The following is a 23391-nucleotide window of genomic DNA, read 5'->3' on the forward strand; positions in this document are numbered from 1 at the left end:
GAAAGTTTCGGCATAGTTTCAACTTCGGTATAGTCGGCACTATTCCGAAATCGGCATAGTGCCGACGATTGTATCATTTTCGTTAAAAGCGAAATGAGTGCAAACCGTGTAATGAAATCAGTGACATCGTGGCTAGAAAGAAAACTATTCTTGAAGGTTAATGCAACAAAAACTAGAGTGGTTAGACCAACTAAAGGTCAATTTCTTGGTTTTACATTTTACAAAGCTAAAACAGTATGGAAATGTGCTCCTACTAAAGATAGGAAGAAGCGTCTTTACTCAAATATCCAAAAATATTTGGAAAGAAAACACGCAGTTTCAAGACCACTTTCAGTTACATTTGAGAAATTGAATCAAATGATTAGAGGTTGGATACAATACTTTAAAATTTCAAGTATCAAAGTGTTCTTGGAAGAATTTGGTCAATGGTTACGCCATAAAGTGAGATGTATTATCATTAAACAATGGAAAAGACCAAGGACTATATACAAGAATCTTATGAAACTAAATATTGCATGTAGATGTAAATTCACGCATGATGATATATTTAAATGTGCTAACTCTAGACTTGGATGGTATAGGAGAAGTACTGGGAATATTGTGAATTTTCTTCTTTCTCCCATTGTTTTAGGCATAAAGAAAGGAGATAGGCCAGGTTTGGTCAATCCCCTTATTTACTATCTTGAGATTTTGTGATTCGTTATAGTTTCGATATAAATGTAGAGCCGTATACGAGACCCGTACGTACGGTTCAATGGGAGGGGCGATAATTTTATCCCTCTACCCTATTTCGCTTTTGTGCATACATTCTTTGGTCGGCGATTTGTAGGATTTTAAGTAGAGAAGTATCTTCATTTTCATCAATATAGATAGTTCCATAACTAAAGCTTTGCGGATATTCATTGGCTTGTTCGGAAAATTCTTTGTTGATAAATTCCATTTTCTGATTTATGGAATCAATAGATCCATTTTTAAATAGAATACAGAATTCATCTCCTCCTAAACGAGCAATGATATCATCTTCGCGAATGTTTGATTTTAAGATTTTGACAAAATCACAAATATATGTGTCACCCTTATCATGTCCATAGTTGTCATTGACATATTTTAAGTGATCTAGGTCGCAATAGCACAATGTAGCCGATGTTTTACAATCTGAAAATCGTTGCATTTCATCTTGGAAATAATAACGATTTCCAACTTGTGTTAGTGCATCAATATGTGCTTGTTGACGCAGGCAATCCTGCTCTTTCTTTTCTTGTGTGACATCATGAATGAAGTGCGCAAAAGATAATTTATCCTGCCATTCCATATTAATGGTGACAATATGATAGTATCGATTGTCTTTATCTTTCATGTTCCATTCACAAGGATTATTTATATTTTTGTAAAAATAATATAAGATTTCATTCTCTTGTTCTACACGAACTTTGTTGTGGCTTGAATATAATATTGTAGATTGATCAATATCTGTAATTAATACATCATCGTTACTTTGACGAATGAGTTCTAATAATAATTGATTATACTTATTGACAGTTTCTGCATGTTTCTTTTCTAATTCAGCTTCTGATTTTAATTGCTTCTCCCGTTCTTTTAACTGTTTTGTCATACTGTTAAAAGATTTAGAGAATTCACCTAAATACGAAACGTGTTGGGAATAATCTCCTTTGGCCACTTGTTTAGCCTGCCAAGTTAAATGTTCTAGATTTGCATGAATATTCTTTAGATTCGCACATAAGAAATTATCTCTTGAAGGGTTGAATTCAGAAAGATTTCCTTTCGCTAATGCTGTTGAACATTGTTTCATTTCTTGAATCGCATGATCTAAATATTGCAGTCCCATACCTAGTTTTTGAAAGTCTTCATCTAAGGAGTGTACATCGATTTGTGTTGGGGTTGAATCATACAAAATACTTCTTAAATAATCAAAGAGTATTTCACAATTTTCATTAGACATATATTATTTCTTGATATTGACATGGAAACGACAAACACGATCGCCAGTGGCCCAACAATCCACTTCCACAGCTTCATAGTGTTTGTTTGAATATAATGAGAGGATACCAGAAATAAACCCTTCATCATAATTACATACAGTTTCACCCAGTACTGGTAATCCAGAACAATCGGCATCTTCAGATACGGTTAAAATGATTCTTCCGGTTTCTTCATCAATACTTTCAATGCGTAAAATACCGATTTTAAATTGTTCTAGAGTATTTTGAAGATGGGATACAAATGTATCTAAAGGCTGATTTAAATTTAAAAAGTGTTTCGCAAAATACTCTCCAGCCATTCGTCCGGCATTTCTGAAGATTTCGACTTGTTGTTCTTTTCCTAAGCGATTCACTAATTCTAGTTTTAATGAATATTCCAACATACGATAAACCGCAACTGGAATCGTATTTCCTAAATTGTCTCTTCCAGCTTCACTGTAACTTAAAAAAGAATCGAGTGTTTCTGGTTTTTGATCTTTTAAAAAAATATTGTCCATAAAAAAATTCCTTTCTTAAGGTATCAATCCTATTCTAACACAAGAAAAGGTCCACAGAAAGTGCGGACCTATGAATTTAATTTTTTAATGCATCTAATTCTTCTTGGGTTAACGTTCTAAATTCACCTAATGGTAAATCATTTAGTTTTAAAGGACCAAATTCAATGCGTTGAAGATAGGTAACAGTGCAGTTTGCCTTTTCAAACATTCTTTTGACTTGATGGAATTTTCCTTCATGAATCGTTAGATAGGCTTTATTTGTATCTAATATTTCTAGTTTTGAAGGGGCTGAAGTAAACTCTTCAAATTCCATAGGCTGATTAAAGAAGTCTACGGCATTTTCTGGTAAAGTCCCATCAAATTCAACATAATATTTTTTATCTACATGTTTTTTAGGAGATAATACTTCATGCGTTAATTTACCATCGTTGCTGATGAGTAACAAGCCTTCTGTATCTACGTCAAGTCTTCCCACTGGATACAAATCGTGTCTTTGGCTTTGGACAAGTTCCATGACTGTAGGATAGACCATATCTTCAGTGGCGCTCACATAGCCTTGAGGCTTATTTAAAATATAGTATTCGTATTCTACATAGCTTACAGGTTCATCATCCACACAAACACGATCATTTTCTTTTACGTTATAGTCTGCCTTTTTTATGGTTTCATCATTAATGGTAACCCAGCCGTTTTTTATTAATTTTTTTACATCGTTTCTTGTGCCAAATCCCATATGAGATAAATATTTGTCAAGTCTCATTGATAACGCCATCCTTTCGCATATTTATTTTTTAATGAGCCTTTAGAAAGTTTCGCAAAGCCTAAAGGGAAGTTATTTACGCAAACAAGTATCCATCCAGATGTTTTTGAATCCAAATCTTTCACATCTAGAGTTTCACCTTTTAAGTATTTAATAACACGCTCATCTTCAATGGAAAAGTTTAATACATTTTTAAATTGTTCAGGACAAAGGGCAAGGGCAAGACTTTGGCTGGGTTCAAAATGTTTACCTTTGAGTTGACCTAATAATAAGCCAGATCTTAGTACGCGATAGCCTTTATAAGCTTGAAAATCACTGCTTAACCAGATGACCTTGTCCTTTTTGATTTTAATGGTACCCTTATTTAATTTAACCAATCGTAAAAAATCAGTAACACAATCATCAAGCTTATCGCTTGGCTCCAGTCTTATTTTTTTATGTTTTGTTTCTCCATCTTTGACAAGTAAAGCTACAAAGTGACCTTCTCCCTTGATTTTATGTGGATATAAACGAACGCATTCCTCCATGTTTATGCCTGGCATCATACCATAGATTTTATTAATAGGAGCAAGATGTAAGTCTGGATGTTTGTCTAATACATCTTGAATAACTTCTTCATTTTCGTGAATCGAAAAAGTACAAGTGGAATATACGATAGATCCACCTGGCTTCAACATAGATATAGCAGCATTTAAAATGTTTTTTTGAATAGGCGGATAGAATGTATCATCCTTTTCAATCCAACTTTTAATTAAGTCTGGCTCTTTGCGAAACATGCCCTCACCACTACATGGGGCATCCACTAGAATCTTATCAAATGTTTCAGGATAATGTTGTTCCATGTTTGTCAAATCTTCACTGGTAACCCAAGCATTGTCACAACCAAATAATTCGATGTTTTTTAAGAGGCCTTGGCATCTTGAAGAACTTATATCATTTGAAATTAAAAGTCCAGTATGATTGAGTTTTGTTGCAAGCTTTGTGCTCTTTCCGCCAGGAGCTGCACACGTATCTAATACAATATCATTGTCGTCTACAGGAAGAACTTGTGCTGGTAACATAGCACTGGGTTCTTGAAGATAGTAAAGGCCTGCATAATAGTAGGGGTGTTTACTAGGTTTATCTTCACTTGAATAATAGAAGCCATCATTTGTCCATGGAATGGGTTCTAGTTTAAAAGGGGAAATCTTTAAGAATTCTTCAACAGAAATCTTTAGTGTATTAACTCTTAAACCATAATATCTTTCATGTTCAAAACTATTTAGATAATCCTCGTATTCTTCTTGAAGAAGTTCTTTCATTTGTTCCTTAAATTTAACTGGAAGTTCCATTATAGATCAAATGCCTTTCCAAGAGCTTGAACCGCTTTAACCTTATCTTTCTTTTCAATTGTTAGTGAAATAGAGATTTCACTAGAAGTAATCATATAATACTTAATGCCATTTTCACTTAGGATGTTTAATACTTTACTGGCAATACCTGAATGTGTAGAAATACCAAGACCTACTAAAGACAATTTAATGTATCCAAGCATTTGATGTACAGGATATTCTTTTGAGGCATGTTCCATGATTTGATTACTTTGTTCTTCAGAACAATATAAAGTAAAGTTGGCAAGGCCTTCGTCATCTAATTGTTGTGAAATTGTATCTAGGTTGATATTTAAATCGGAAATCATCTTAAATAGTTTTCCTAAATAAACACCATCATTAGGTAAGTGCATAAAGCGCATGATCGCATAGTCGTCTTTTACACTTAAACCTGTAATTGGCATATCTTCTAATTCTTTATGCATAATCCAAGTTCCTTTCTCTAAATCTGTTTCCAAAGCTTTTCCTAAGAAAAGGGGTACATTATATTTACTAGCAAGTTCGACACTTCGAGTTTCTAATACTCCAGCTCCTAAACAGGCCATCTGCATCATTTCTTCATAAGAAATGGATTTTAGCTTTTTAGCACGTGTATATAACCTTGGGTCAATTGTATAGACTCCATCTACATCGGTAAAAATGTGGCATTGATAACCAAGTTTTGCGGCAATCGCAACCGCTGTTGTATCACTTCCACCACGACCTAAAGTAGTGATGTCTCCATATTCAGTAGCGCCTTGAAAGCCGGCTACAACAACAACTTTTCCTTGATCTAAATGAACTTGAATTGTAGTTGTATCAATATCTTTGATCAAAGCACGAGAATGGTGTTTACTTGTTAGAAAACCGGCTTGATAGCCAGTTAAGCTGATCGCATCCACACCTATTGAATTCATCGCAATCGCAAGAAGTGTAATTGTTTGTTGCTCACCCGTAGATAATAAACTATCCAATTCTCGCTTGTTTGGATTGTTTGTGACACTATGAGCTAATTCTATTAATTTATTTGTGGTTTTTCCCATGGCACTCGCAACAATGACTAGATTGTGACCTTGTTCTTTCATGTGTTTAGCATGAAGTGCAATAGCCTGAATCTGTTCAATGGTTCCAACGCTGGTTCCACCATATTTTTCAACTATATTCATAATCTTTTTCTCCAACCACACTATTTTAACATATAAAAAGCTGTCTTAGACAGCTTTTGTTCCATTAATATATACATTTTTTATTGTATTATTCAAATCAATCAAACTTTTTGTACAAATAATAAAGTCAGCATCTTTGCCTTCTTTGATTGAACCTAATCTGTTCTCTAAATGTAAGATCTTAGCTGGATTGATTGTGATAGCCTTAATAGCTTCTAGTTCTGGTAGTCCTGCCTTATGTGCTAGGGCTGCATTTAATGGTAGATATTGTTGGGGATTGAATGGGGAATCGGTTGTGATCGCAAATAAGATGCCTTTTTCATACATCTTATTTGGGGTTTCAAACGAATCGTTGGCACATTCAAACTTGTCTTTATGACAAAGACTTGGTCCACAAATACATGGAAAACCACTCTCTTTGATTTGATCTAAAATCACTCTTGAATCAGTCGCATGATCAAGTGTGATTTCGATATCATATTCTTTGGCGATTCGAATTGCCGTTAACATATCATCGGCTCTATGCGCATGACACTTTAATGGAATCTCTTTTTTGATGACTGGAATCATTGCTTCTAGCTTTTGATCATAATCTACATCTTTACCAGATTCTTTTTTTAACATGTATTCCTTTGTCTTTTCCAATGTTTCTCTAAGTAGTGCACTGATCTGCATACGCGTATCAATTTTCTTATCCTTATAGCAATTCTTTGGGTTTTCACCAAAAGCCGCCTTCATTGCAATTGGATTTTGAATTGTCATTTCATCAATACAATTTCCTTTTGTCTTATACGCAAAAAATGTTCCGCCAATCACATTGGCACTACCAGGACCTGCAGCTACCGTTGTGATGCCAGCTTCTAATGCCGTTTGTACGGTTTCATCCATTGGGTTACAACCATCAATACCACGCATATTTGGAGTGATTGGATTTGTGATTTCATTTAAATCATTTCCTTCAAAACCAATGGCCGTTTCTTCCATACCCAAATGACAATGGGCTTCTACCATGCCGGGATATACATTGAATCCTGTAAGATCTTGAACATCTTCATCTTTGGGTTCTAAATTCTTACCAATCTCTGTAAATACACCTTTATTAACTCGAAAATCCCCGATAAAAGGATCTTCTTCCATGGTATAAATAGTGGCGTTTTTAAAAATCATTAAGCAGCCTTCTTTCCATCTACATATACTGCCGTAATTTCATTTGTCGTATCTAGAATGTTCTTTGTACAAACGACAAAATCAGCATCTTTACCTTCTTTGATTGAACCTACACGATTATCTAAACCTAAGATTTTAGCTGGATTGATTGTGATGGCCTTAATGGCTTCATATTCTGGAAGTCCTGCTTTTGCGGCTAGAGCAGCACTTAAAGAAAGATATTGTTGAGGCACTACAGGAGAGTCTGTAATGATTGAGAATAAGATGCCTGCTTTATAAAGTTCGTTTGGTGTTTCAAAAGACATGTTGGCAAGTTCAAATTTAGATTTGTGTGTTAAGGCAGGTCCACAAATACATGGGAATCCACTTTCTTTGATTTGAGGAATGATACAACGAGCATCTGTAACATGATCTAATGTGACTTTAATATCATATTCTTTCGCAATGCGAATCACTGTTAAAATATCATCCGTTCTATGTGCATGACACTTCAATGGAATTTCTCTTTTGACAACCGGAATCATAGCTTCTAACTTTTGATCATAAGCTACATCTTTACCTAATTCCTTTTTCTTTATGTATTCCTTTGTCTTCTCTAATGTTTCTCTTAGTAATGCACTGATCTGCATACGCGTATCAATTTTCTTTCCCTGATAACAACGCTTAGGATTTTCTCCAAATGCAGCCTTCATAGCCAAAGGATTTTGAATGCTCATTTCATCAATACAGTTACCTACGGTTTTATACGCAAAGAAAGTTCCACCAATCACATTGGCACTACCAGGTCCTGCAGCAACTGTAGTAACTCCACCTTTTAATGCAGATTCAATCGTTTCATCCATTGGATTACATCCATCAATTCCACGCATATTCGGTGTGATTGGATCTGTGATTTCATTGACGTCATCTCCTTCAAAACGAATGGCTGTTTCTTCCATACCTAGATGGCAATGGCTTTCCACTAAACCAGGAAATACATATAGACCTGAAAGGTCTTGTACATCTTCACCTTCATTAGGTGTTAGATCTTTTCCTACTTGTGTAAATACACCTTTATCAATTTTAAAATCACCTACAAATGGATCTTGTTCCATTGTATAAATTGTTGCGTTCTTAAATAACATTATGCTTCCTTCTTTCCATTGACATAAACGTCTTTAATTTCATTTTGTGTATCTAAAATATTCTTTGTGCAAATCACAAAGTCTGCATCCTTACCAGTTTTAATAGATCCAATGCGATCATCTAGCTTTAAAATTTTAGCTGGATTGATTGTGATGGCCTTAATGGCTTCATATTCTGGAAGACCTGCCTTTGCGGCTAGAGCTGCACTTAATGATAAGTATTGTTCAGGTACTACAGGAGAGTCTGTAATAATAGAAAATAGAATACCGGCTTTATAGAATTCATTGGCCGTTTCAAAAGACATGTTTTTAACTTCATATTTTGATTTATGACCCAAACAAGGACCTAGAATACATGGAAAACCACTCTCTTTAATTTGTGGAATAATACTTCTTCCATCTGTTACATGATCTAATGTCACTTCAATGTCATATTCTTTCGCAATACGAATCACGGTTAAAATATCATCGGCTCTATGACAATGGCACTTTAATGGCATTTCTTTTTTAATAACCGGAATCATCGCTTCTAGCTTTTGATCATAATCTACATCTTTACCGGATTCTTTTTTCTGAATGTATTCTTTAGTCTTAGCTAGAGTTTCTCTTAGCAATGCACTGATCTGCATACGTGTATCAATTTTCTTTCCTTTGTAGCAACGCTTAGGGTTTTCACCAAATGCGGCTTTCATAGCTAAAGGATTTTGAATGGTCATTTCATCAATGCAGTTACCAGCTGTCTTATACGCAAAGAAAGTTCCACCAATCACATTAGCACTACCTGGTCCTGCAGCAACGGTAGTCACTCCACTTTTTAATGCCAATTCAATCGTTTCATCCATTGGATTACATCCATCAATTCCACGAATATTTGGTGTGACTGGATCTGTGACTTCATTTCCATCCTCACCTTCAAAACCAATGGAAGAACATACCATACCTAAATGGCTGTGGGCATCAATAAGGCCAGGGAAGACATAAAGACCACTTAAATCTTGTACTTCTTCATCGTTTGGACTTAAATCTTTACCAACTTCAGTAAATACACCTTTATCAACTCGAAAATCACCAATAAAAGGTTCTTCTTCCATGGTATAAATAGTCGCGTTCTTAAATAACATTACACAGCCTTCTTTCCATCGATATAGACAGATTTGATTTCATTTGTCGTATCTAGAATGTTCTTTGTACAAATCACAAAGTCAGCATCTTTACCTTCTTTGATTGAACCAATTCGATCATCTAAATGTAAAATCTTAGCTGGATTAATTGTGATGGCCTTGATCGCTTCATATTCATCCATACCTGCTTTAGCGGCAAGAGCTGCACACAAAGATAAGTATTGTTCTGGAATAACTGGAGAATCAGTTGTGATGGAAACTAGGATTCCAGCTTTATTTAATACGCCAGGCGTTTTAAAGGATTTGGATTTCAATTCAAATTTTGTCTTATGACCAAAACTAGGTCCACAAATACATGGGAATCCACTTTCTTTGATCTGTTCGACAATGCATCTTGCGTCTGTGGCATGATCTAAAGTGACTTCAATGTCATATTCTTTCGCAATACGAATGACTGTTAAAATATCATCCGCTCTATGAGCATGGCACTTCAATGGCAATTCTTTTTTGATAACTGGAATCATGGCTTCTAACTTTTGATCATAATCTACATCTTTACCAGATTCTTTCTTTAACATATATTCTTTAGTTTTAGCTAGAGTTTCTCTTAATAATGCACTGATCTGCATACGCGTATCAATTTTCTTTCCCTGATAACAACGCTTAGGATTTTCACCAAAGGCTGCCTTCATCGCAATTGGATTTTGAATACTCATTTCATCAATACAATTTCCTTTTGTCTTATACGCAAAGAAAGTTCCACCAAGAACGTTGGCACTACCAGGCCCTGCAGCTACAGTGGTAACTCCACCTTTTAATGCAAGTTCTACTGTTTCATCCATTGGATTACATCCGTCAATTCCTCGCATATTTGGCGTGATTGGATCTGTGATTTCATTGACGTCATTCCCTTCAAAACGAATGGCAGTTTCTTCCATACCTAGATGGCAATGGCTTTCCACTAAACCAGGGAAAACATATAGACCTGAAAGGTCTTGTACATCTTCACCAACATTGGGTGTTAGATTTTTTCCTACTTGTGTAAATACACCTTTTTCAATTTTAAAATCACCTACAAAGGGTGCTTGCTCCATAGTATAAATGGTTGCGTTTCTAAATAACATTTATATCACCTCTAGAAACTATTGTATCACGTAATGAAAAATATTACATATAATATGAAAATAATTTGTAAATGAAACTCATTTGTCTTTCACGTTCTTATTCTATATAATGATTTGGGTGAGTTTATGGCAAAGAAAAAGAGAAAAGTAAATACGAAGAGAATCGCAATTGTTGTGATGATTCCAGTTATTTGTATCGCATTATTGATTGCGAATTTTACAAGTATTCGCTTGAGTATTAAAGGATACCACAAAGAAGATAAAAAGGTTGTTTTAAAATTAGAGAAGGAAGACATCAAAGACATTTTGGATTATGATCAAATTATTGATATTTCAAAGTGGGATAAAGTAAAGAATGATGCACATTACTTGTTGTATGATGAATATTACAGGGCTTCAAAAAAGAGTGTAAAAAAAGTAGTGTATTATATTGATTCTTACTATGAAAGAATGGAAGATTTAAATTATTTAGGATATACATCCGATATTCTATTTAAAAATTCAGATATATATACCATTTCTAATTTAGATACATTGATTTCAGCCAATGTACCTTATAAAAAGGCAAAGAAATATTTAGCTATTAAAGGGGCACAAATTACAGACATCAAAGAATATGTGGCTTCTGGGTTAAGCCCATTAAAGGCTGTGCTACAAGTATCTTATCCAGGTATTGATTCAAGTAAAAAAGATAGTCGTTCTTATACGATTGAAAATCCAGAGGATACATTGATTCTAATTAAGAATGGATTTAGTGTTCCAAGCGATTATGTGCCTAAGGATCTAAGAGATGTGAATATTCCTTATGAAACAGAAGTTGGACAAATGAGAGATGAAGCGGCAAGCGCATTAGAAAAAATGTATAAGGATGGCTTGAAACAAGGCTATAGTATTGCGGTCAAGAGTTCATATCGTTCTTATGAAACACAATTAGCTGTATACAATGAGTATTTTGCGATGTATGATGCAGCCTATGCGGCAAGTTTAGTTTCGATTCCAGGATCAAGTGAACACCAATGTGGATTGAGCGTGGATCTAACAAGTCAAAGTGTATTGGATGGAACGTATGGAACATTTGGTGAAACCCCAGACTATGATTGGGTTGAACAAAATGCCTATAAATATGGATTCATTTTACGTTTTCCAGAAAATGCAGGAGACCGTACAGGAGCTACCAATGAGCCATGGCACTTTAGATATGTAGGAAAAGAAGCAGCTAAAGAAATTCATGATAAGGGATGGATCTTAGAAGATTATATTGAGCATCATGGATTTACATACAATTTGCGTTTGAATTGACGAATATAAAGGAATTAGTTTAAACTAACTATGGGTGATAATTATGTGGTTAGGATTACTAATTCCTTTTTTTGGTACAACACTAGGTTCAGCCGTTGTGTATTTTATGGAAAATAAAAATAATGAACTCTTATCACGATGCTTTTCTGGTATTGCCTCAGGCGTTATGGTGGCTGCAAGTATTTGGTCCTTATTGATTCCAGCGATGGAACAAGAAAAGAATATCTTGGTTATTGTACTTGGTATCTTTTTAGGAGCTTTATTACTACTTTTCTTAGATTGTATCGTGCCTCACATGCATCCTGGAACAAATGATGAGGAGGGAAAAGAGTCGCATCTTAAGAAAACGACAAAACTAGTTTTTGCGGTTACTTTGCATAATATTCCAGAAGGCATGGCCGTAGGTATTGTACTTGCACAAGCGATTCAAACAGGAAATCTTTTTTCAGCCTTAGCTTTATCGATTGGGATTGCGATACAAAATTTTCCCGAAGGCGCTATTTTATCATTGCCCTTAAAGAGTAATGGATATTCAAAACATAAGGCGTTTTTGATTGGTTCATTATCGGGTATTGTCGAACCTATATTTGGCTATATCACTATTTTATTTTCAAATTGGATCTTACAATGTCTACCTTTGTGTTTAAGTTTTGCGGCAGGCGCTATGTTGTTTGTGGTGGTTGAAGAGCTTGTTCCTGAAATGGCACAAGGAAAACACTCGAACCTTCCAACGCTTTCTTTCTTATTTGGATTTTGTATCATGATGATATTGGATGTAGTTTTAGGATAAGCTTTCATTTTTTTCAGAAAAGAGTTAAAATTATTTTACATAATGTAGAAGACCAATTGGAATTCTGCATTTTCTTTTGGGAAGGGTGAAGGCGTTGGAAAGTACAGATTTATTAAAGGGAAGTATATGGAAGTCGATTTTGATTTTTTCTTTACCATTACTTGTAGGAAATTTATTTCAACAATTATACAATACAGTCGATTCGTATGTGGTAGGTAACTTTGTCAGTTCACATGCCCTAGCAGCTGTAGGACAATCTACTTCTATTATTAATATGTTAGTTGGCTTCTTTATGGGATTATCTACGGGTGCTGGTGTTGTGATTGCACAATATTTTGGGGCTAAAGAAACAAAAAAGATGCAGGATTCCATCCATACATCTTTAGCTTTAACTTTAGTTTTATGTGTTTTATTCACCATATTAGGTATTGCTCTATCTAAACCCATCTTAGTGATGATTGGTTCTCCTAAAGAAGTTTTGCCTTTAGCTGTAATTTATCTGCAAATCTATTTTGCGGGTGTTTCCTTTTCGTTAATTTATAATATGGGAGCTGGAATATTAAGAGCTTTGGGTGATAGTAAAAATCCATTGATCTATTTAGTTGTATCGAGTTTAGTTAATATAGTATTAGACTTTGTGTTTGTGATCTACTTTCATTTAGGCGTTGCCGGCGTTGGTATTGCGACAACTTTGGCACAGCTCGTTTCAGCCATTCTAGTTATGCGCGAGTTAATGCATACAGATAAAGATTATAAGGTATATATTTCTAAGATTCGTTTTTGTAAGCCAATTCTATCAAGAATTATTTCGATTGGTATTCCGGCAGCACTACAAAATAGTATTGTTTCCTTTTCAAACGTAATTGTCCAATCGTATATTTCTAGATTTGGATCGGCTGCAGTTGCAGGCTATAGTACAACAACGAAATTAGATGGTTTCTTGCAGCTTCCAATTCAAAGTTTCTCAATGGCCATCACAACATTTGTGGGACAGAACTATGGAGCTCAAAACTATAAGCGTGTAAGAAAAGGCTTATATACAACATTATTGATGTGTGAAGTTATCATCGCATTAGGAGCTTTCTTAATTTATACAAATGGAGAATTCTTAGTTGGGTTGTTCTCACAAGATAAAGATGTAATTGTAGCTGGTGTGACTATGATTTCTGTCTTTGCGCCAGGATATATCTTCCTTCCTTTATCCCATATTACGGCAGGTGCATTAAGAGGAGTAGGCTTATCGAAGATTCCAATGTATTCTATGATTTTGTGTTTCGTTATTTTAAGACAAGTCTATTTATTTGTGGCAACACAATTTAGTTCAGAATTAATTACTGTATTCTTAGGTTGGCCACTAACATGGATCGTAAATGCAGCACTATTAATGGGGTATTATCATATATATTCAAAGAAACTAGTACGAGGCGATATTTATTGATCGTCTCCTTTTTTATACCCCTTATAAAATGGGTAGTGGGTATAAAGGGTATAAAAGATAGTATTGCATAGAGAAGAAAAAACATGGGAAATATATTAACCCATGTGTATAGCTTGTTTTTTTCTTTGTTTCGAATTCGGAATGTTTAATTCCTTTCGATATTTAGATATGGTTCTTCTTGATGCGTAGAGTTCCATATTTTCTAATTCCTCTACAATTTCTTCATCTTGTAGAGGATTTTCTTTATCTTCCACTTCAATTAATAATTGAATGGCGTTTTGAATAGAGTCTTTACTGCTTCCTTTGTGTGTCTTTGAAATAAATAGATCTTTGACTGGATACATATGATCATTAAATTCATAATATTTATCACTCAAAGTTCTAGAAACAGTTGAAATCGAGTAGCCAGATTCTTGCGCAATTTCTTTAAGTGTGCATTCTTTTAAATCATCTTGAAATAGAAAGTAATTCTTTTGATGCGTAATCAATATATTTGCGAGTAGAAGGATCGTTTTATTTCGACGGTTGATACTGTCAATATAAAACTTAGCTTCATTTAAATATTTTTTAGCTTCTTTTGACAATTTTACTTCTTCACAATGAAGGGATAGATTGCCCATTTCTTTAGGAATGATTTTTAATTGATCCTCTACAATTTCAATTGTGAATTCAGGTAAAGCTAAATTTGTCGTACTTTCTGTGTCATATTCACTGCATGGAAAGGGATTGCACTCTTGCATGTGAGCTAATTCATCGAATACAGATTCATAAGGTATATCTAAAGATTCAGAAATTGTATAGAAATCTTTTTCTTCAAGTTCTTTGGAATGATCCTTTAAAATTGTGTAGGCGATTGTATAGCCTTTTTCTTTTAATTGAATCATTAAAGAATCAATACTATTTTTAGCGGCCACACCAATGGGTTCAAAGGTTTGAATGAAAGAGAGTGTTTCTTCAAATTGTGTTTTAGTACATTTTAAGTCCGATAGGACAGTTTGGATGTCTTGATCAAAGAAGCCATGACTATCTAAAGATTCAATAATATAATTGGCAATGGTTTCATTGTATTTTTTAGTGCTTGTATGCAGCTGCAGATATAACTCATCCTTTAGACTTGGCTTATTTGAAATACCAGCTTCAAGATATTGTTGGATATCTTGGCTTGGAGTGTATTCTAAAAAAGGATTATTTTGACTGACATTATATAAAAGGTCCGATAAGGATTGTCTATCTTTACTTAATATTTCTAGATGTGACTTTAAACCTGTTGTCATATGGAGTGTCTGTTTGTAGGTGTGTGTATAAATCAAGTCTTGTTTCATATGTATGTTATAACATATTATGGTATAATAATTCAAAAAAGTGGAGGGGTAACATGATAGAAAAAATATTGGCATATATTTTGGCATGTTGTAATAATAGTGATTTTGATCAAACAACAGTTGCCTTGATTAGTGAGAATTTAAAGATCAGCCGCTCACAGGTGTCTGTTGTATTAAATAAATTAGTAAAAGAACACAAATTGGTTCGCATTGAATCGAAACCGTTTTGTTTCATTTCGGTTGAATATTTAAAAGAAAAGGGAATTCCTTTTAAAGATAGTATATATGCGAGTATAGATGATTTGTTGTCAAATCAGGAAAAGAAGGATTTTGAAAAACTAGTGGGTATGAATCATTCTTTGGCTCAAACTGTTAAACAATGTAAAGCTACTATTTCATATCCTCCTAACGGGTTGCCTATGTTACTATATGGGCCTACGGGAACGGGTAAGTCTTTAATTGCAAAGTTGACGTATGAGTGGGCAAGAAACCATGGGGTTATCGCCAAAGATGGACAATTTGTGCAGGTGAACTGTAGTGAATATGCGAACAATCCTGAATTATTAACAGCCAATCTATTTGGTCATGTCAAAGGTGCTTTTACAGGTGCTGAAAAAGATAATGAGGGTTTGATTGCGTTAGCTGATAATGGCGTTTTATTTTTGGATGAGGTGCATGAATTAAAGGCCGAATGCCAGGAAAAATTATTCTTGTTTATGGATCAAGGTATTTACCATCGTGTGGGAGATAATGAAAAGTGGTATAAGTCCAATGTTCGTATTGTGTTTGCGACAACAGAAAATCCGGACAAGGTTTTATTAAAAACATTGATGCGACGTATTCCGATGACCATTACGATTCCTAGTCTTGAACAAAGAGGTACGCAAGAGCGTATTGAGTTGTTGCATGACATTTTTAGTCAGGAAGAAAAACGTTTAGGTTGTCAGATCAAGATGAGTAGTAAAGTATATAATGCCTTGCTGCAAAGCAAGATGCCAGGTAACATTGGTCAATTAAAGAGTAGCGTGCAGTCTTGTTGTATCAACTCTTTATTTGATAAAGTCAATGATGAATTAGTGATTCACTTGGATAGTTTGCCTAAAGATCTTTTACAACAGGTCTATGCGAATCAAAAAACAGTTTTAGATGATGATGAATATATCTATGTAGATGATTTGCAGGGGTACTATAATGGCACAAAAGAAATTCTTCAATTGAATGATAGTTTATTGGCTTGTTTTAGAAAATATAAAGAGGAACATACAAGTTTGTCGGATTTTATGGCAAAAGAAAAGAATTATGTTCAAAAATATTTTGATAATTTGATCTTTAGAAAGAAAGAATCGAGTCAGGTTGATTATTATAATCGTGGTGTGCAGCATATCTTTAATTTGATTGAATCTCGTTATGGATTAAAAATCACAAATAATGAAACATTAGCTATCGCTTCTTATTTAGATGAGATTCATCATGAGTATCATGATTTAAGAAGCTGGTTTTTAAAGCATGAAGAAGAATGTGATGATTTATATCAAATGTTGCAGGAAGAATTCTTTAGAGCGACGAATGTCTCTTTAGAAATCTGTACATATTTAAAGTCCTATCTAGAAATGGATATGTATTCCATTATTATATGTACATTTATTTTCTATGTTTATAATGTCCAAAAGGATTCAAGGCTTTCTCAAAAAGCAGCCGTTGTACTATCACATGGTTTTTCTACGGCTTCTAGTATTGCGGATGCAGCCAATCGTTTCTTAGGACAATATATATTTGATGCGCTAGATATGCCTTTATATATTGATACGGCTACAATGATTGAGAAGTTGAATCGTTATTTGGATCGTATTGGTAAGGTCAAAGAATTATATCTATTAGTAGATATGGGAAGCTTGGAAGATATTTATAAAGGATTGCATATAGAGAATGCGAATATTGGAATTATCAACAATGTGAGTACTCCAATCGCATTAGAAATTGGAAATGGCATTCGTAATAATGTAGAAATGGAGAGTATACTACAAAAAACGATTGATGCCTTCCGTGTCAATTTTGCGTATCATATTGAAAAGCACCAACAAAAACAACCAGTCATTCTATGTTCTTGCGCAAGTGGATTGGGTACGGCCAAGAAATTAAAGTCGATGTTGGAGCAATCTTTTCCAGATGGAATCAATTTAGATGTGAAGACGTTGAATTATTCGGAATTGATTGAATTAGGTAAAAAGAATAATGTGTTTGAAGAACATGATGTTTTATGTGTACTTGGAACGTTAGATCCAAATATGGAGGACATTCCATTTGTAGGTATTGAAGATTTGATTATTGAAGATACATTTGGAGATTTCAATCAATACTTCAAAGACTATATGGATGATGAGCAGTTAACTCAGTTTGATAAGAATATTCTGCATAACTTCTCATTGAGCAATATTATGAATGCACTAACAATATTAAATCCGACAAAACTATTAGAGCAGGTTGCCAATGCGATTGATGTTCTACAAAAGTATGTTGGGGTTCGTTTCAGCAATCGTACATGTTTTGGATTGTACGTACATATTTGTTGCTTGATTGAAAGACTTGTAGTTTCAAGAAATGCAGAATACGATCCAAGCTTAGATTTCTTAAATGAACACAAAGATTTTGTGGACTATGTTAAGAAGGCATTTAAGCAAGTAGAGGATTTCTATGGTGTAGATATTCCTACAGAGGAAATGATCCATATTTATAATTATGTGAAGAATAACTAGTAAAGATGAGGGAACTCATCTTTATTTTTATATTATTTTTCTATGGCACAATATTTGCTTGTATATAAGTGAACGACGTAATACAGAAAGGAGAAAGATAAATGAGTAGAGTAATATTTGCCTCACATGGAGGATTATCTAAAGGAATGAAAGATTCAGTTTCTATGATTGTTGGAGATTTAGCTAAGGATGTAGAAACATATAGCTTGCTTCCTGGACAAAATCCTGAAGACTTTTATCAAGAAGTTTTGAAAGAAGCAAAAGAGAGTGAAGAACAAATCTTAATTTTGTGTGATATCAAAGGCGGAAGTGTTCACACAGCTTTATCTAAACTTGCAGTATTAGATAATGTAATGGTTTTCTCAGGAATGAACATGGGATTGGCATTAGATGCAGTAATGAAAAGCTTGGGCGGTAATCTTGAATTAGCAGATGCGAACGATTTGATCGAAGCAGCTAAAGAGGGAATGACTGTTATGAATGGTATGACAAGCGAAGATGATGAAGATTTCTAATAGGAGGAGAAAAAAATGATCAAATTATTAAGAGTGGATCACAGATTGTTACATGGTCAAGTTGCTTTTTCTTGGAAAAATGCAGTTGAAGCCGATTGTATCTTAATTGCGTGCGATGCAGTTATGAAAGATGATTTAAGAAAAACATCAATTAAGTTGGCAAAACCAAGTGGTGTTAAATTAGTTATTAAAAATATGGATGATGCAGTAAATGCAATCAACAGTGGTGTTACAGACAAATATAAATTATTGACTGTAGTTGAATCTATTAAGGATGCTGAAAGATTGTGTAAAGAGTGCAACATCAAAAAATTAAATCTTGGTGGTACTAAGGCGACTGCTGAAACTCGTAATATTTCAAAGGCAATGAATATTACTCCAGCAGAAGAAACAATTTTAAAAGGATTATGTGAATCAGGTGTGGATGTGACAATTCAGATGGTTCCAGAAGATAGTCCAGTAAACGTAGAAAAAGTTTTATAGGAGGAGAAATATGTTACTACAAGCAATTTTACTTGGTTTGGTAGCAATGCTTGGAAATGCTGAATATTTGTTCGGTACAAGTTTGTTGTCAAGACCATTGGTTATGGGAGCTTTAACAGGTGTTGTACTAGGTGATATCCAAACAGGTGTTACTTTAGGTGCAACATTAGAATTAGCATTTATGGGAGCTTTCTCAATCGGAGCTAGTATTCCACCTGAAATGATTTCAGGAACAGTATTAGGAACAGCTTTCACAATTACTACAGGAGCTGGACCAGAAACAGCATTGACTGTTGGTTTACCAGTTGCTTCATTGGTTTTAATCGCAAAGAACGTTGGAATGGTATTCATTCTACCTCCATTTGTTCACAAAGCAGATAAATATGCAGCTGAAGGAAATATGGCAGGAGTTGCAAGAATGCACTTCTTAGGTGGATTCTTCGGTGTTAACTTAATTATCGGTGTTATCGTAGCGTGTGGTTACTATGCAGGTGGACCTGCTGTACAGGCTTTATTAAATGTAATTCCTGAATGGATCTCAAATGGTTTACAAATCACAATGGGCTTATTACCTGCAATTGGATTTGGTTTATTGTTGATGATGATTATGGACAAAGAAGTTGCATGTTTCTTCTTCTTAGGATTCGCATTAAGCGTATACTTAGGAATTCCAGTAACTGCAATTGCAATTTTTGGAGCTATCATTGCCATCGTATTAACTCAATTACGTAGCAATTCAGCTCAAACAGCTACAGAAGGAGGATTAGACGAAGATGACGACTTCTAATAAATTAACAAAAAAAGAATTAAATCAAGTATTCTGGCGTTCATTCGGAATGGAATGGGACTGGAACTATGAAAGACAGATGAACATGGCATACTGCTACTGTATGTTACCAGTCATCAAAAAATTATATTCAAATAAAGAAGACCAAATTGCAGCTATGCAACGTCACTTGGAATTCTTCAATACAACACCTCAATTGTCAACTTTGATTCTAGGTATCAGTGCTGCTATGGAAGAAAGTAACGCAAATGATCCTGATTTCGATACAGAAAGTATCAACAGTGTAAAAGTTTCATTGATGGGACCTTTAGCAGGTATTGGTGACTCATTCATCTGGGGAACATTACGTATCATTGCTACTGGTGTTGGTCTATCATTAGCGAATCAAGGAAATATCTTAGGACCTATCTTATTCTTATTGATCTTCAATATTCCTGCTCAAGGATTACGTTATTACTTAATGAACGCTGGTTATAAATTAGGTAGTGGATTCTTGGCTAAGATCCAGGAAAATGGATTGATGTCAAAACTTACTTATGCAGCAAGCGTTTTAGGATTGATGGTTGTTGGTGGTATGACAGCTGAAAACGTTTCAATCAACTTCCCATTGGCATTTGGTTCTGGTGATGAAGCAACTACATTAAATGATGTATTCAATAATATCATGCCTGGTTTAATGCCATTATTATTCACATTATTGGTTTACTACTTATTGAAAAAGAAAAATATTAAGACAACTACATTATTGTTAATCTGTGTTGTGATCGGATTGGTCGGATCATTCTTTGGTATCTTAGGTTGTTAATAAAATTTAAATAAATGGAGGAAAAGAAAATGATTAAATTTAACGAACAAGAAAAAATCGATAGCGTAAATGGAGCATTGGCTCTACGCCCTCAAATCAACGAAATCGTTGATGAAATCTGCGAACGTGGATATTCAAACATCTGCTGGTTAGGTGTTGGTGGTACTTGGGCAAGTGCTATGCAGGCTACAGTACACATGAAAGAGATGAGTGCTATTGAAACTTGGGCAGAAAATGCTGCTGAATACTTAACTACAGGAAACAAACGTATTACTAAAGATACAGTTGTTATTATCTCTTCTGTAACTGGAAACACAAAAGAAGTTGTTGAAGCTATTAAAAAAATCAAAGCAGAAGTTGGCGCTACAGTTATCTCATTTGTTGATGCTAAAGAAGCTATCTTATTAGACTTAGGAGACTACAAGATCTCTTACCCAATGAACGAACAATTAAAGTTCTTCATGGTTGCTGACCGCTTCATGTTCAACAATGGTGAATTCGAAGACTACGAAGATATGTATGCAGAATTTGACAAATATTTGGCACAAGCTTTAGTAGAAGTTGAAAAGAAAGCTGAACCATTCGCAGTAGAATTTGCTAAAAAACACTGGAATGATGAAATGCACTACTTTGTAGGTGCTGGAAATCAATGGGGAGCTACTTACTCATACGCAATGTGCTATTGGGAAGAACAATTATGGTTAAAAACTAAATCAATCTCATCAAACGAATTCTTCCACGGTATGTTTGAAATCGTAACTAAAGAAACTCCAGTTACAATCTATATCGGTGAAGATGCTCAACGTCCATTGTCTGAACGTGTAGCTAACTTTATTCCAAGAATTTGTGAAAACTACACAATCATTGACTCTAAAGATTATGAATTAAAGGGAATTAGTGAAAAATATCGTAAACACTTATCTCACCACGTAATGCACGCTGTAAACAACAGAATTGACGTTCACATGGAAATCGAAACTCGTCACCCAATGGAAATCCGTCGTTACTACAGAAGATTAGAATACTAAAAATATAAAGGTGGAGCCATTCCACCTTTTATAGGTTTATTTTAAGGGAGGTACATATGGAAAAATTAACAATGTTGGATTATGTTAAAGAAACACCGGGCGTATTAAGAACAAATATTGAACAATACACTACATTGGTTGAACCATTAATGAAGGAAGTGCAACAAAAAGAAATCAAACGTATTTTACTTGTTGCTTCTGGATCGAGTCATAATGCTTGTTATTGTGCTAGAAGTTTTGTGGAAAAAGTAAGTGGTTTAGAAGTAAAAATCATTACTCCATATACATTTACGTATTATGAAAATGATGTTCAAGAAAACGACTTAGTTTTAGTGGTTACACAGAGTGGTTTAAGTACAAATGCGATTGAAGCATTAAAAATCATCAAGAAAAAACAATATAGAGCTATTTGTTTAACAGGAAATAAAAACAGCGATGTAAAAGATGTTGCGGATGTTGTGATTGAATATGGTGTTGGCGAAGAATTAGTTGGCTATGTCACAAAGGGTGTTTCCTCACTTGCGTTATTCTTAGATTTATTCGCAATTGCGTATTCGGGTAAAACTGAATATTTAGAAGAGTTAAAGAAAGCCGTAGATTTAAATGAAGAAATGATTGATAAGGCAACAAGCTTTATTCAAAAACATTACAAGAATTTCTCATCTATGTCTTGGGTTTACAGTTGTGGAGCTGGCGCCAATTATGGAACGGCACTTGAAAGTGCATTAAAAATGGGTGAAACCATTCATATTCCAAGTTGCTGCTACGAAATTGAAGAGTATATTCATGGACCGAATCTTCAATTAACACCACAATACAATGTGATTTTCTTTGATGGAAACGATGGAGCAAGTCATCGTGTAGAACAAGTATATAAGGCTACGCGTAAAGTCAGCAATCGAGCTTATTTAATTTCAAACAATCCTCAATTATTGGGGGATGATCATGTTTTAAGGTTGAGTGATACTGTATCAAGTGAATTATGCCCACTTGTATATCTACCATTTGTACAATTACTAAGCTTTATTATTTCAAACGATTTACATTCTATTTATCAACACCCATTATTAAAAGAATTTAAGGCTATCGCGGCCGCAAAAACGGAGAATTTTGTGAATTATGATGGAGACGATTAATACTGTTATTTTTGATATGGACGGGTTGATGTTTGATACGGAAACTCTATATATCGATGTGTTTGAAGAAATTTGTAAAAAACACGATCATTACTTTCCAAGAGAATATTTTCTTGGCATGCTTGGAACTAGTCATTTCGATTATTCAATTTACCATAAGGATTATCCATGGTTAGAGGATATGTTAAAAATTGCCGATGACAAATTTGTTTCTTATTATGAGAAACGCTTTGCGATTCCAGGGTCTGCCAATAAATATGGTTTGAAAGAATTGCATGATTATTTAAAAACGAATCATTATAATATTTGCATTGCGTCAAGCTCAAGTGTTCCGCACATTAAACGTTTAGTGAATAATTGTGGATTTGATTTTCAGGCGGATTTGATGCTTTCATCTCAAGATGCATATGCTTCAAAACCTGCACCCGATTTATTTTTGGCTTGTGCAAAGGAAATGGGAGTTAAGCCAGAGAATTGTTTAGTACTTGAAGATAGTAAGAATGGAATTCGTGCTGCATATAATGCGAATATGCATAGAATTTGGATTCCAGATCAAGTACAATTTAATGAGGAAGACATGAAATATGTTGAACTTCAATGTGAAAATTTGAAAAGGGTTATAGATATATTAGAAGCAATGTAAAGTTGCTTCTTTTTGTACGACAGGCAGTCGTGCTTATAGTTGATAATCCAAATCAGTGATTATCAACTGTTTTATTTTAGAGAC

General features: G+C 34.4%; 22 protein-coding genes. 12 read left to right on the top strand and 10 right to left on the bottom strand.

Features of this window, described 5'->3' with window-relative positions; all coding sequences use genetic code 11:
• Positions 1 to 93: 93 nt before the first annotated feature.
• Entirely contained in the window at positions 94 to 696 is a 603-nt protein-coding gene (locus Q0F04_RS07405) for a group II intron maturase-specific domain-containing protein (protein WP_295751859.1), read from the top strand.
• Positions 697 to 772: 76 nt separating this feature from the next.
• Here the strand turns inward: Q0F04_RS07405 and Q0F04_RS07410 are convergent, their stop codons facing one another.
• The 9 genes from Q0F04_RS07410 to Q0F04_RS07450 all read right to left on the bottom strand — a co-directional run bounded on the left by Q0F04_RS07410 (position 773) and on the right by Q0F04_RS07450 (position 10308).
• Positions 773 to 1960, bottom strand: coding sequence for a diguanylate cyclase (locus Q0F04_RS07410; RefSeq protein WP_295751862.1), 1188 nt, complete (start codon positions 1958 to 1960; stop codon positions 773 to 775).
• A gap of 3 nt (positions 1961 to 1963) precedes the next feature.
• Complete coding sequence (locus Q0F04_RS07415) at positions 1964 to 2497, bottom strand: V4R domain-containing protein (protein WP_295751864.1); 534 nt, start codon at positions 2495 to 2497, stop codon at positions 1964 to 1966.
• A gap of 76 nt (positions 2498 to 2573) precedes the next feature.
• Positions 2574 to 3257: a pseudouridine synthase gene (locus tag Q0F04_RS07420; RefSeq protein WP_295751867.1), complete on the bottom strand. Its 684-nt coding sequence runs from the start codon at positions 3255 to 3257 to the stop codon at positions 2574 to 2576.
• Positions 3254 to 4588 carry an RsmB/NOP family class I SAM-dependent RNA methyltransferase gene (locus Q0F04_RS07425; protein WP_295751869.1) on the bottom strand — a complete coding sequence of 445 codons (1335 nt, stop codon included), beginning with the start codon at positions 4586 to 4588 and terminating at the stop codon, positions 3254 to 3256. Before Q0F04_RS07425 ends, Q0F04_RS07420 begins: the two co-directional genes overlap by 4 nt.
• Entirely contained in the window at positions 4588 to 5772 is a 1185-nt protein-coding gene (locus tag Q0F04_RS07430) for an aspartate kinase (RefSeq protein WP_295751872.1), read from the bottom strand. Before Q0F04_RS07430 ends, Q0F04_RS07425 begins: the two co-directional genes overlap by 1 nt.
• A 45-nt stretch (positions 5773 to 5817) precedes the next feature.
• Positions 5818 to 6939 carry an amidohydrolase gene (locus Q0F04_RS07435; RefSeq protein WP_295751875.1) on the bottom strand — a complete coding sequence of 374 codons (1122 nt, stop codon included), beginning with the start codon at positions 6937 to 6939 and terminating at the stop codon, positions 5818 to 5820.
• On the bottom strand, positions 6939 to 8063 hold the full coding sequence (locus Q0F04_RS07440) for an amidohydrolase (RefSeq protein ID WP_295751878.1): 1125 nt from the start codon (positions 8061 to 8063) through the stop codon (positions 6939 to 6941). Before Q0F04_RS07440 ends, Q0F04_RS07435 begins: the two co-directional genes overlap by 1 nt.
• Complete coding sequence (locus Q0F04_RS07445) at positions 8063 to 9184, bottom strand: amidohydrolase (protein ID WP_295751881.1); 1122 nt, start codon at positions 9182 to 9184, stop codon at positions 8063 to 8065. The genes Q0F04_RS07440 and Q0F04_RS07445 overlap by 1 nt, the downstream gene beginning before the upstream one ends.
• A complete protein-coding gene (locus tag Q0F04_RS07450) occupies positions 9184 to 10308 on the bottom strand; it encodes an amidohydrolase (protein ID WP_295751883.1) in 1125 nt (374 codons plus the stop codon). The genes Q0F04_RS07445 and Q0F04_RS07450 overlap by 1 nt, the downstream gene beginning before the upstream one ends.
• A gap of 126 nt (positions 10309 to 10434) precedes the next feature.
• Here Q0F04_RS07450 and Q0F04_RS07455 point away from each other — a divergent pair, with 126 nt between their 5' ends.
• The 3 genes from Q0F04_RS07455 to Q0F04_RS07465 all read left to right on the top strand — a co-directional run bounded on the left by Q0F04_RS07455 (position 10435) and on the right by Q0F04_RS07465 (position 13835).
• Complete coding sequence (locus Q0F04_RS07455) at positions 10435 to 11607, top strand: M15 family metallopeptidase (RefSeq protein ID WP_295751885.1); 1173 nt, start codon at positions 10435 to 10437, stop codon at positions 11605 to 11607.
• A gap of 43 nt (positions 11608 to 11650) precedes the next feature.
• Positions 11651 to 12397, top strand: coding sequence for a ZIP family metal transporter (locus Q0F04_RS07460; protein WP_295751887.1), 747 nt, complete (start codon positions 11651 to 11653; stop codon positions 12395 to 12397).
• An 85-nt stretch (positions 12398 to 12482) separates the two neighbouring features.
• Positions 12483 to 13835, top strand: coding sequence for an MATE family efflux transporter (locus tag Q0F04_RS07465; RefSeq protein ID WP_295751890.1), 1353 nt, complete (start codon positions 12483 to 12485; stop codon positions 13833 to 13835).
• Between the two features lie 95 nt (positions 13836 to 13930).
• Here the strand turns inward: Q0F04_RS07465 and Q0F04_RS07470 are convergent, their stop codons facing one another.
• Positions 13931 to 15157 carry a LacI family DNA-binding transcriptional regulator gene (locus tag Q0F04_RS07470; RefSeq protein ID WP_295751893.1) on the bottom strand — a complete coding sequence of 409 codons (1227 nt, stop codon included), beginning with the start codon at positions 15155 to 15157 and terminating at the stop codon, positions 13931 to 13933.
• A 53-nt stretch (positions 15158 to 15210) separates the two neighbouring features.
• On the opposite strand from Q0F04_RS07470, the gene Q0F04_RS07475 reads away from it, so the two are divergent.
• From Q0F04_RS07475 to Q0F04_RS07510, 8 genes are all read left to right on the top strand, one after another.
• Positions 15211 to 17910 (top strand): sigma 54-interacting transcriptional regulator, encoded by a 2700-nt coding sequence (locus Q0F04_RS07475; RefSeq protein WP_295751896.1) that lies wholly within the window; start codon positions 15211 to 15213, stop codon positions 17908 to 17910.
• Between the two features lie 101 nt (positions 17911 to 18011).
• Positions 18012 to 18425, top strand: a complete 414-nt coding sequence (locus tag Q0F04_RS07480) for a hypothetical protein (protein WP_295751899.1) — start codon at positions 18012 to 18014, stop codon at positions 18423 to 18425.
• Between the two features lie 15 nt (positions 18426 to 18440).
• Entirely contained in the window at positions 18441 to 18908 is a 468-nt protein-coding gene (locus Q0F04_RS07485) for a PTS sugar transporter subunit IIB (RefSeq protein WP_117570874.1), read from the top strand.
• A 10-nt stretch (positions 18909 to 18918) separates the two neighbouring features.
• The gene (locus tag Q0F04_RS07490) at positions 18919 to 19695 is read left to right on the top strand and encodes a PTS sugar transporter subunit IIC (protein WP_295564638.1); all 777 of its coding nucleotides are present in this window, start codon (positions 18919 to 18921) and stop codon (positions 19693 to 19695) included.
• Positions 19682 to 20500 (top strand): PTS system mannose/fructose/sorbose family transporter subunit IID, encoded by an 819-nt coding sequence (locus Q0F04_RS07495; protein ID WP_295751902.1) that lies wholly within the window; start codon positions 19682 to 19684, stop codon positions 20498 to 20500. Before Q0F04_RS07490 ends, Q0F04_RS07495 begins: the two co-directional genes overlap by 14 nt.
• A 29-nt stretch (positions 20501 to 20529) precedes the next feature.
• Entirely contained in the window at positions 20530 to 21528 is a 999-nt protein-coding gene (locus Q0F04_RS07500) for an SIS domain-containing protein (protein WP_199519604.1), read from the top strand.
• 56 nt (positions 21529 to 21584) lie between these two features.
• On the top strand, positions 21585 to 22664 hold the full coding sequence (locus tag Q0F04_RS07505; RefSeq protein ID WP_295751905.1) for an SIS domain-containing protein: 1080 nt from the start codon (positions 21585 to 21587) through the stop codon (positions 22662 to 22664).
• Positions 22648 to 23307 (top strand): HAD family phosphatase, encoded by a 660-nt coding sequence (locus Q0F04_RS07510; RefSeq protein ID WP_295751908.1) that lies wholly within the window; start codon positions 22648 to 22650, stop codon positions 23305 to 23307. The genes Q0F04_RS07505 and Q0F04_RS07510 overlap by 17 nt, the downstream gene beginning before the upstream one ends.
• The last annotated feature ends 84 nt before the right edge of the window (positions 23308 to 23391 follow it).

The organism is uncultured Holdemanella sp. (assembly GCF_934772795.1).
In the GTDB taxonomy this organism is placed as follows: domain Bacteria; phylum Bacillota_I; class Bacilli_A; order Erysipelotrichales; family Erysipelotrichaceae; genus Holdemanella.

What these genes read in the sequence shown, in the direction of transcription:
- Q0F04_RS07405 (WP_295751859.1), top strand. Translation starts at nt 94, where the DNA reads ATGAGTGCAAACCGTGTAATGAAATCAGTGACATCGTGGCTAGAAAGA.
- Q0F04_RS07410 (WP_295751862.1), bottom strand. Translation starts at nt 1,960, where the DNA reads ATGTCTAATGAAAATTGTGAAATACTCTTTGATTATTTAAGAAGTATT.
- Q0F04_RS07415 (WP_295751864.1), bottom strand. Translation starts at nt 2,497, where the DNA reads ATGGACAATATTTTTTTAAAAGATCAAAAACCAGAAACACTCGATTCT.
- Q0F04_RS07420 (WP_295751867.1), bottom strand. Translation starts at nt 3,257, where the DNA reads ATGAGACTTGACAAATATTTATCTCATATGGGATTTGGCACAAGAAAC.
- Q0F04_RS07425 (WP_295751869.1), bottom strand. Translation starts at nt 4,588, where the DNA reads ATGGAACTTCCAGTTAAATTTAAGGAACAAATGAAAGAACTTCTTCAA.
- Q0F04_RS07430 (WP_295751872.1), bottom strand. Translation starts at nt 5,772, where the DNA reads ATGAATATAGTTGAAAAATATGGTGGAACCAGCGTTGGAACCATTGAA.
- Q0F04_RS07435 (WP_295751875.1), bottom strand. Translation starts at nt 6,939, where the DNA reads ATGATTTTTAAAAACGCCACTATTTATACCATGGAAGAAGATCCTTTT.
- Q0F04_RS07440 (WP_295751878.1), bottom strand. Translation starts at nt 8,063, where the DNA reads ATGTTATTTAAGAACGCAACAATTTATACAATGGAACAAGATCCATTT.
- Q0F04_RS07445 (WP_295751881.1), bottom strand. Translation starts at nt 9,184, where the DNA reads ATGTTATTTAAGAACGCGACTATTTATACCATGGAAGAAGAACCTTTT.
- Q0F04_RS07450 (WP_295751883.1), bottom strand. Translation starts at nt 10,308, where the DNA reads ATGTTATTTAGAAACGCAACCATTTATACTATGGAGCAAGCACCCTTT.
- Q0F04_RS07455 (WP_295751885.1), top strand. Translation starts at nt 10,435, where the DNA reads ATGGCAAAGAAAAAGAGAAAAGTAAATACGAAGAGAATCGCAATTGTT.
- Q0F04_RS07460 (WP_295751887.1), top strand. Translation starts at nt 11,651, where the DNA reads ATGTGGTTAGGATTACTAATTCCTTTTTTTGGTACAACACTAGGTTCA.
- Q0F04_RS07470 (WP_295751893.1), bottom strand. Translation starts at nt 15,157, where the DNA reads ATGAAACAAGACTTGATTTATACACACACCTACAAACAGACACTCCAT.
- Q0F04_RS07475 (WP_295751896.1), top strand. Translation starts at nt 15,211, where the DNA reads ATGATAGAAAAAATATTGGCATATATTTTGGCATGTTGTAATAATAGT.
- Q0F04_RS07480 (WP_295751899.1), top strand. Translation starts at nt 18,012, where the DNA reads ATGAGTAGAGTAATATTTGCCTCACATGGAGGATTATCTAAAGGAATG.
- Q0F04_RS07485 (WP_117570874.1), top strand. Translation starts at nt 18,441, where the DNA reads ATGATCAAATTATTAAGAGTGGATCACAGATTGTTACATGGTCAAGTT.
- Q0F04_RS07490 (WP_295564638.1), top strand. Translation starts at nt 18,919, where the DNA reads ATGTTACTACAAGCAATTTTACTTGGTTTGGTAGCAATGCTTGGAAAT.
- Q0F04_RS07495 (WP_295751902.1), top strand. Translation starts at nt 19,682, where the DNA reads ATGACGACTTCTAATAAATTAACAAAAAAAGAATTAAATCAAGTATTC.
- Q0F04_RS07500 (WP_199519604.1), top strand. Translation starts at nt 20,530, where the DNA reads ATGATTAAATTTAACGAACAAGAAAAAATCGATAGCGTAAATGGAGCA.
- Q0F04_RS07505 (WP_295751905.1), top strand. Translation starts at nt 21,585, where the DNA reads ATGGAAAAATTAACAATGTTGGATTATGTTAAAGAAACACCGGGCGTA.
- Q0F04_RS07510 (WP_295751908.1), top strand. Translation starts at nt 22,648, where the DNA reads ATGATGGAGACGATTAATACTGTTATTTTTGATATGGACGGGTTGATG.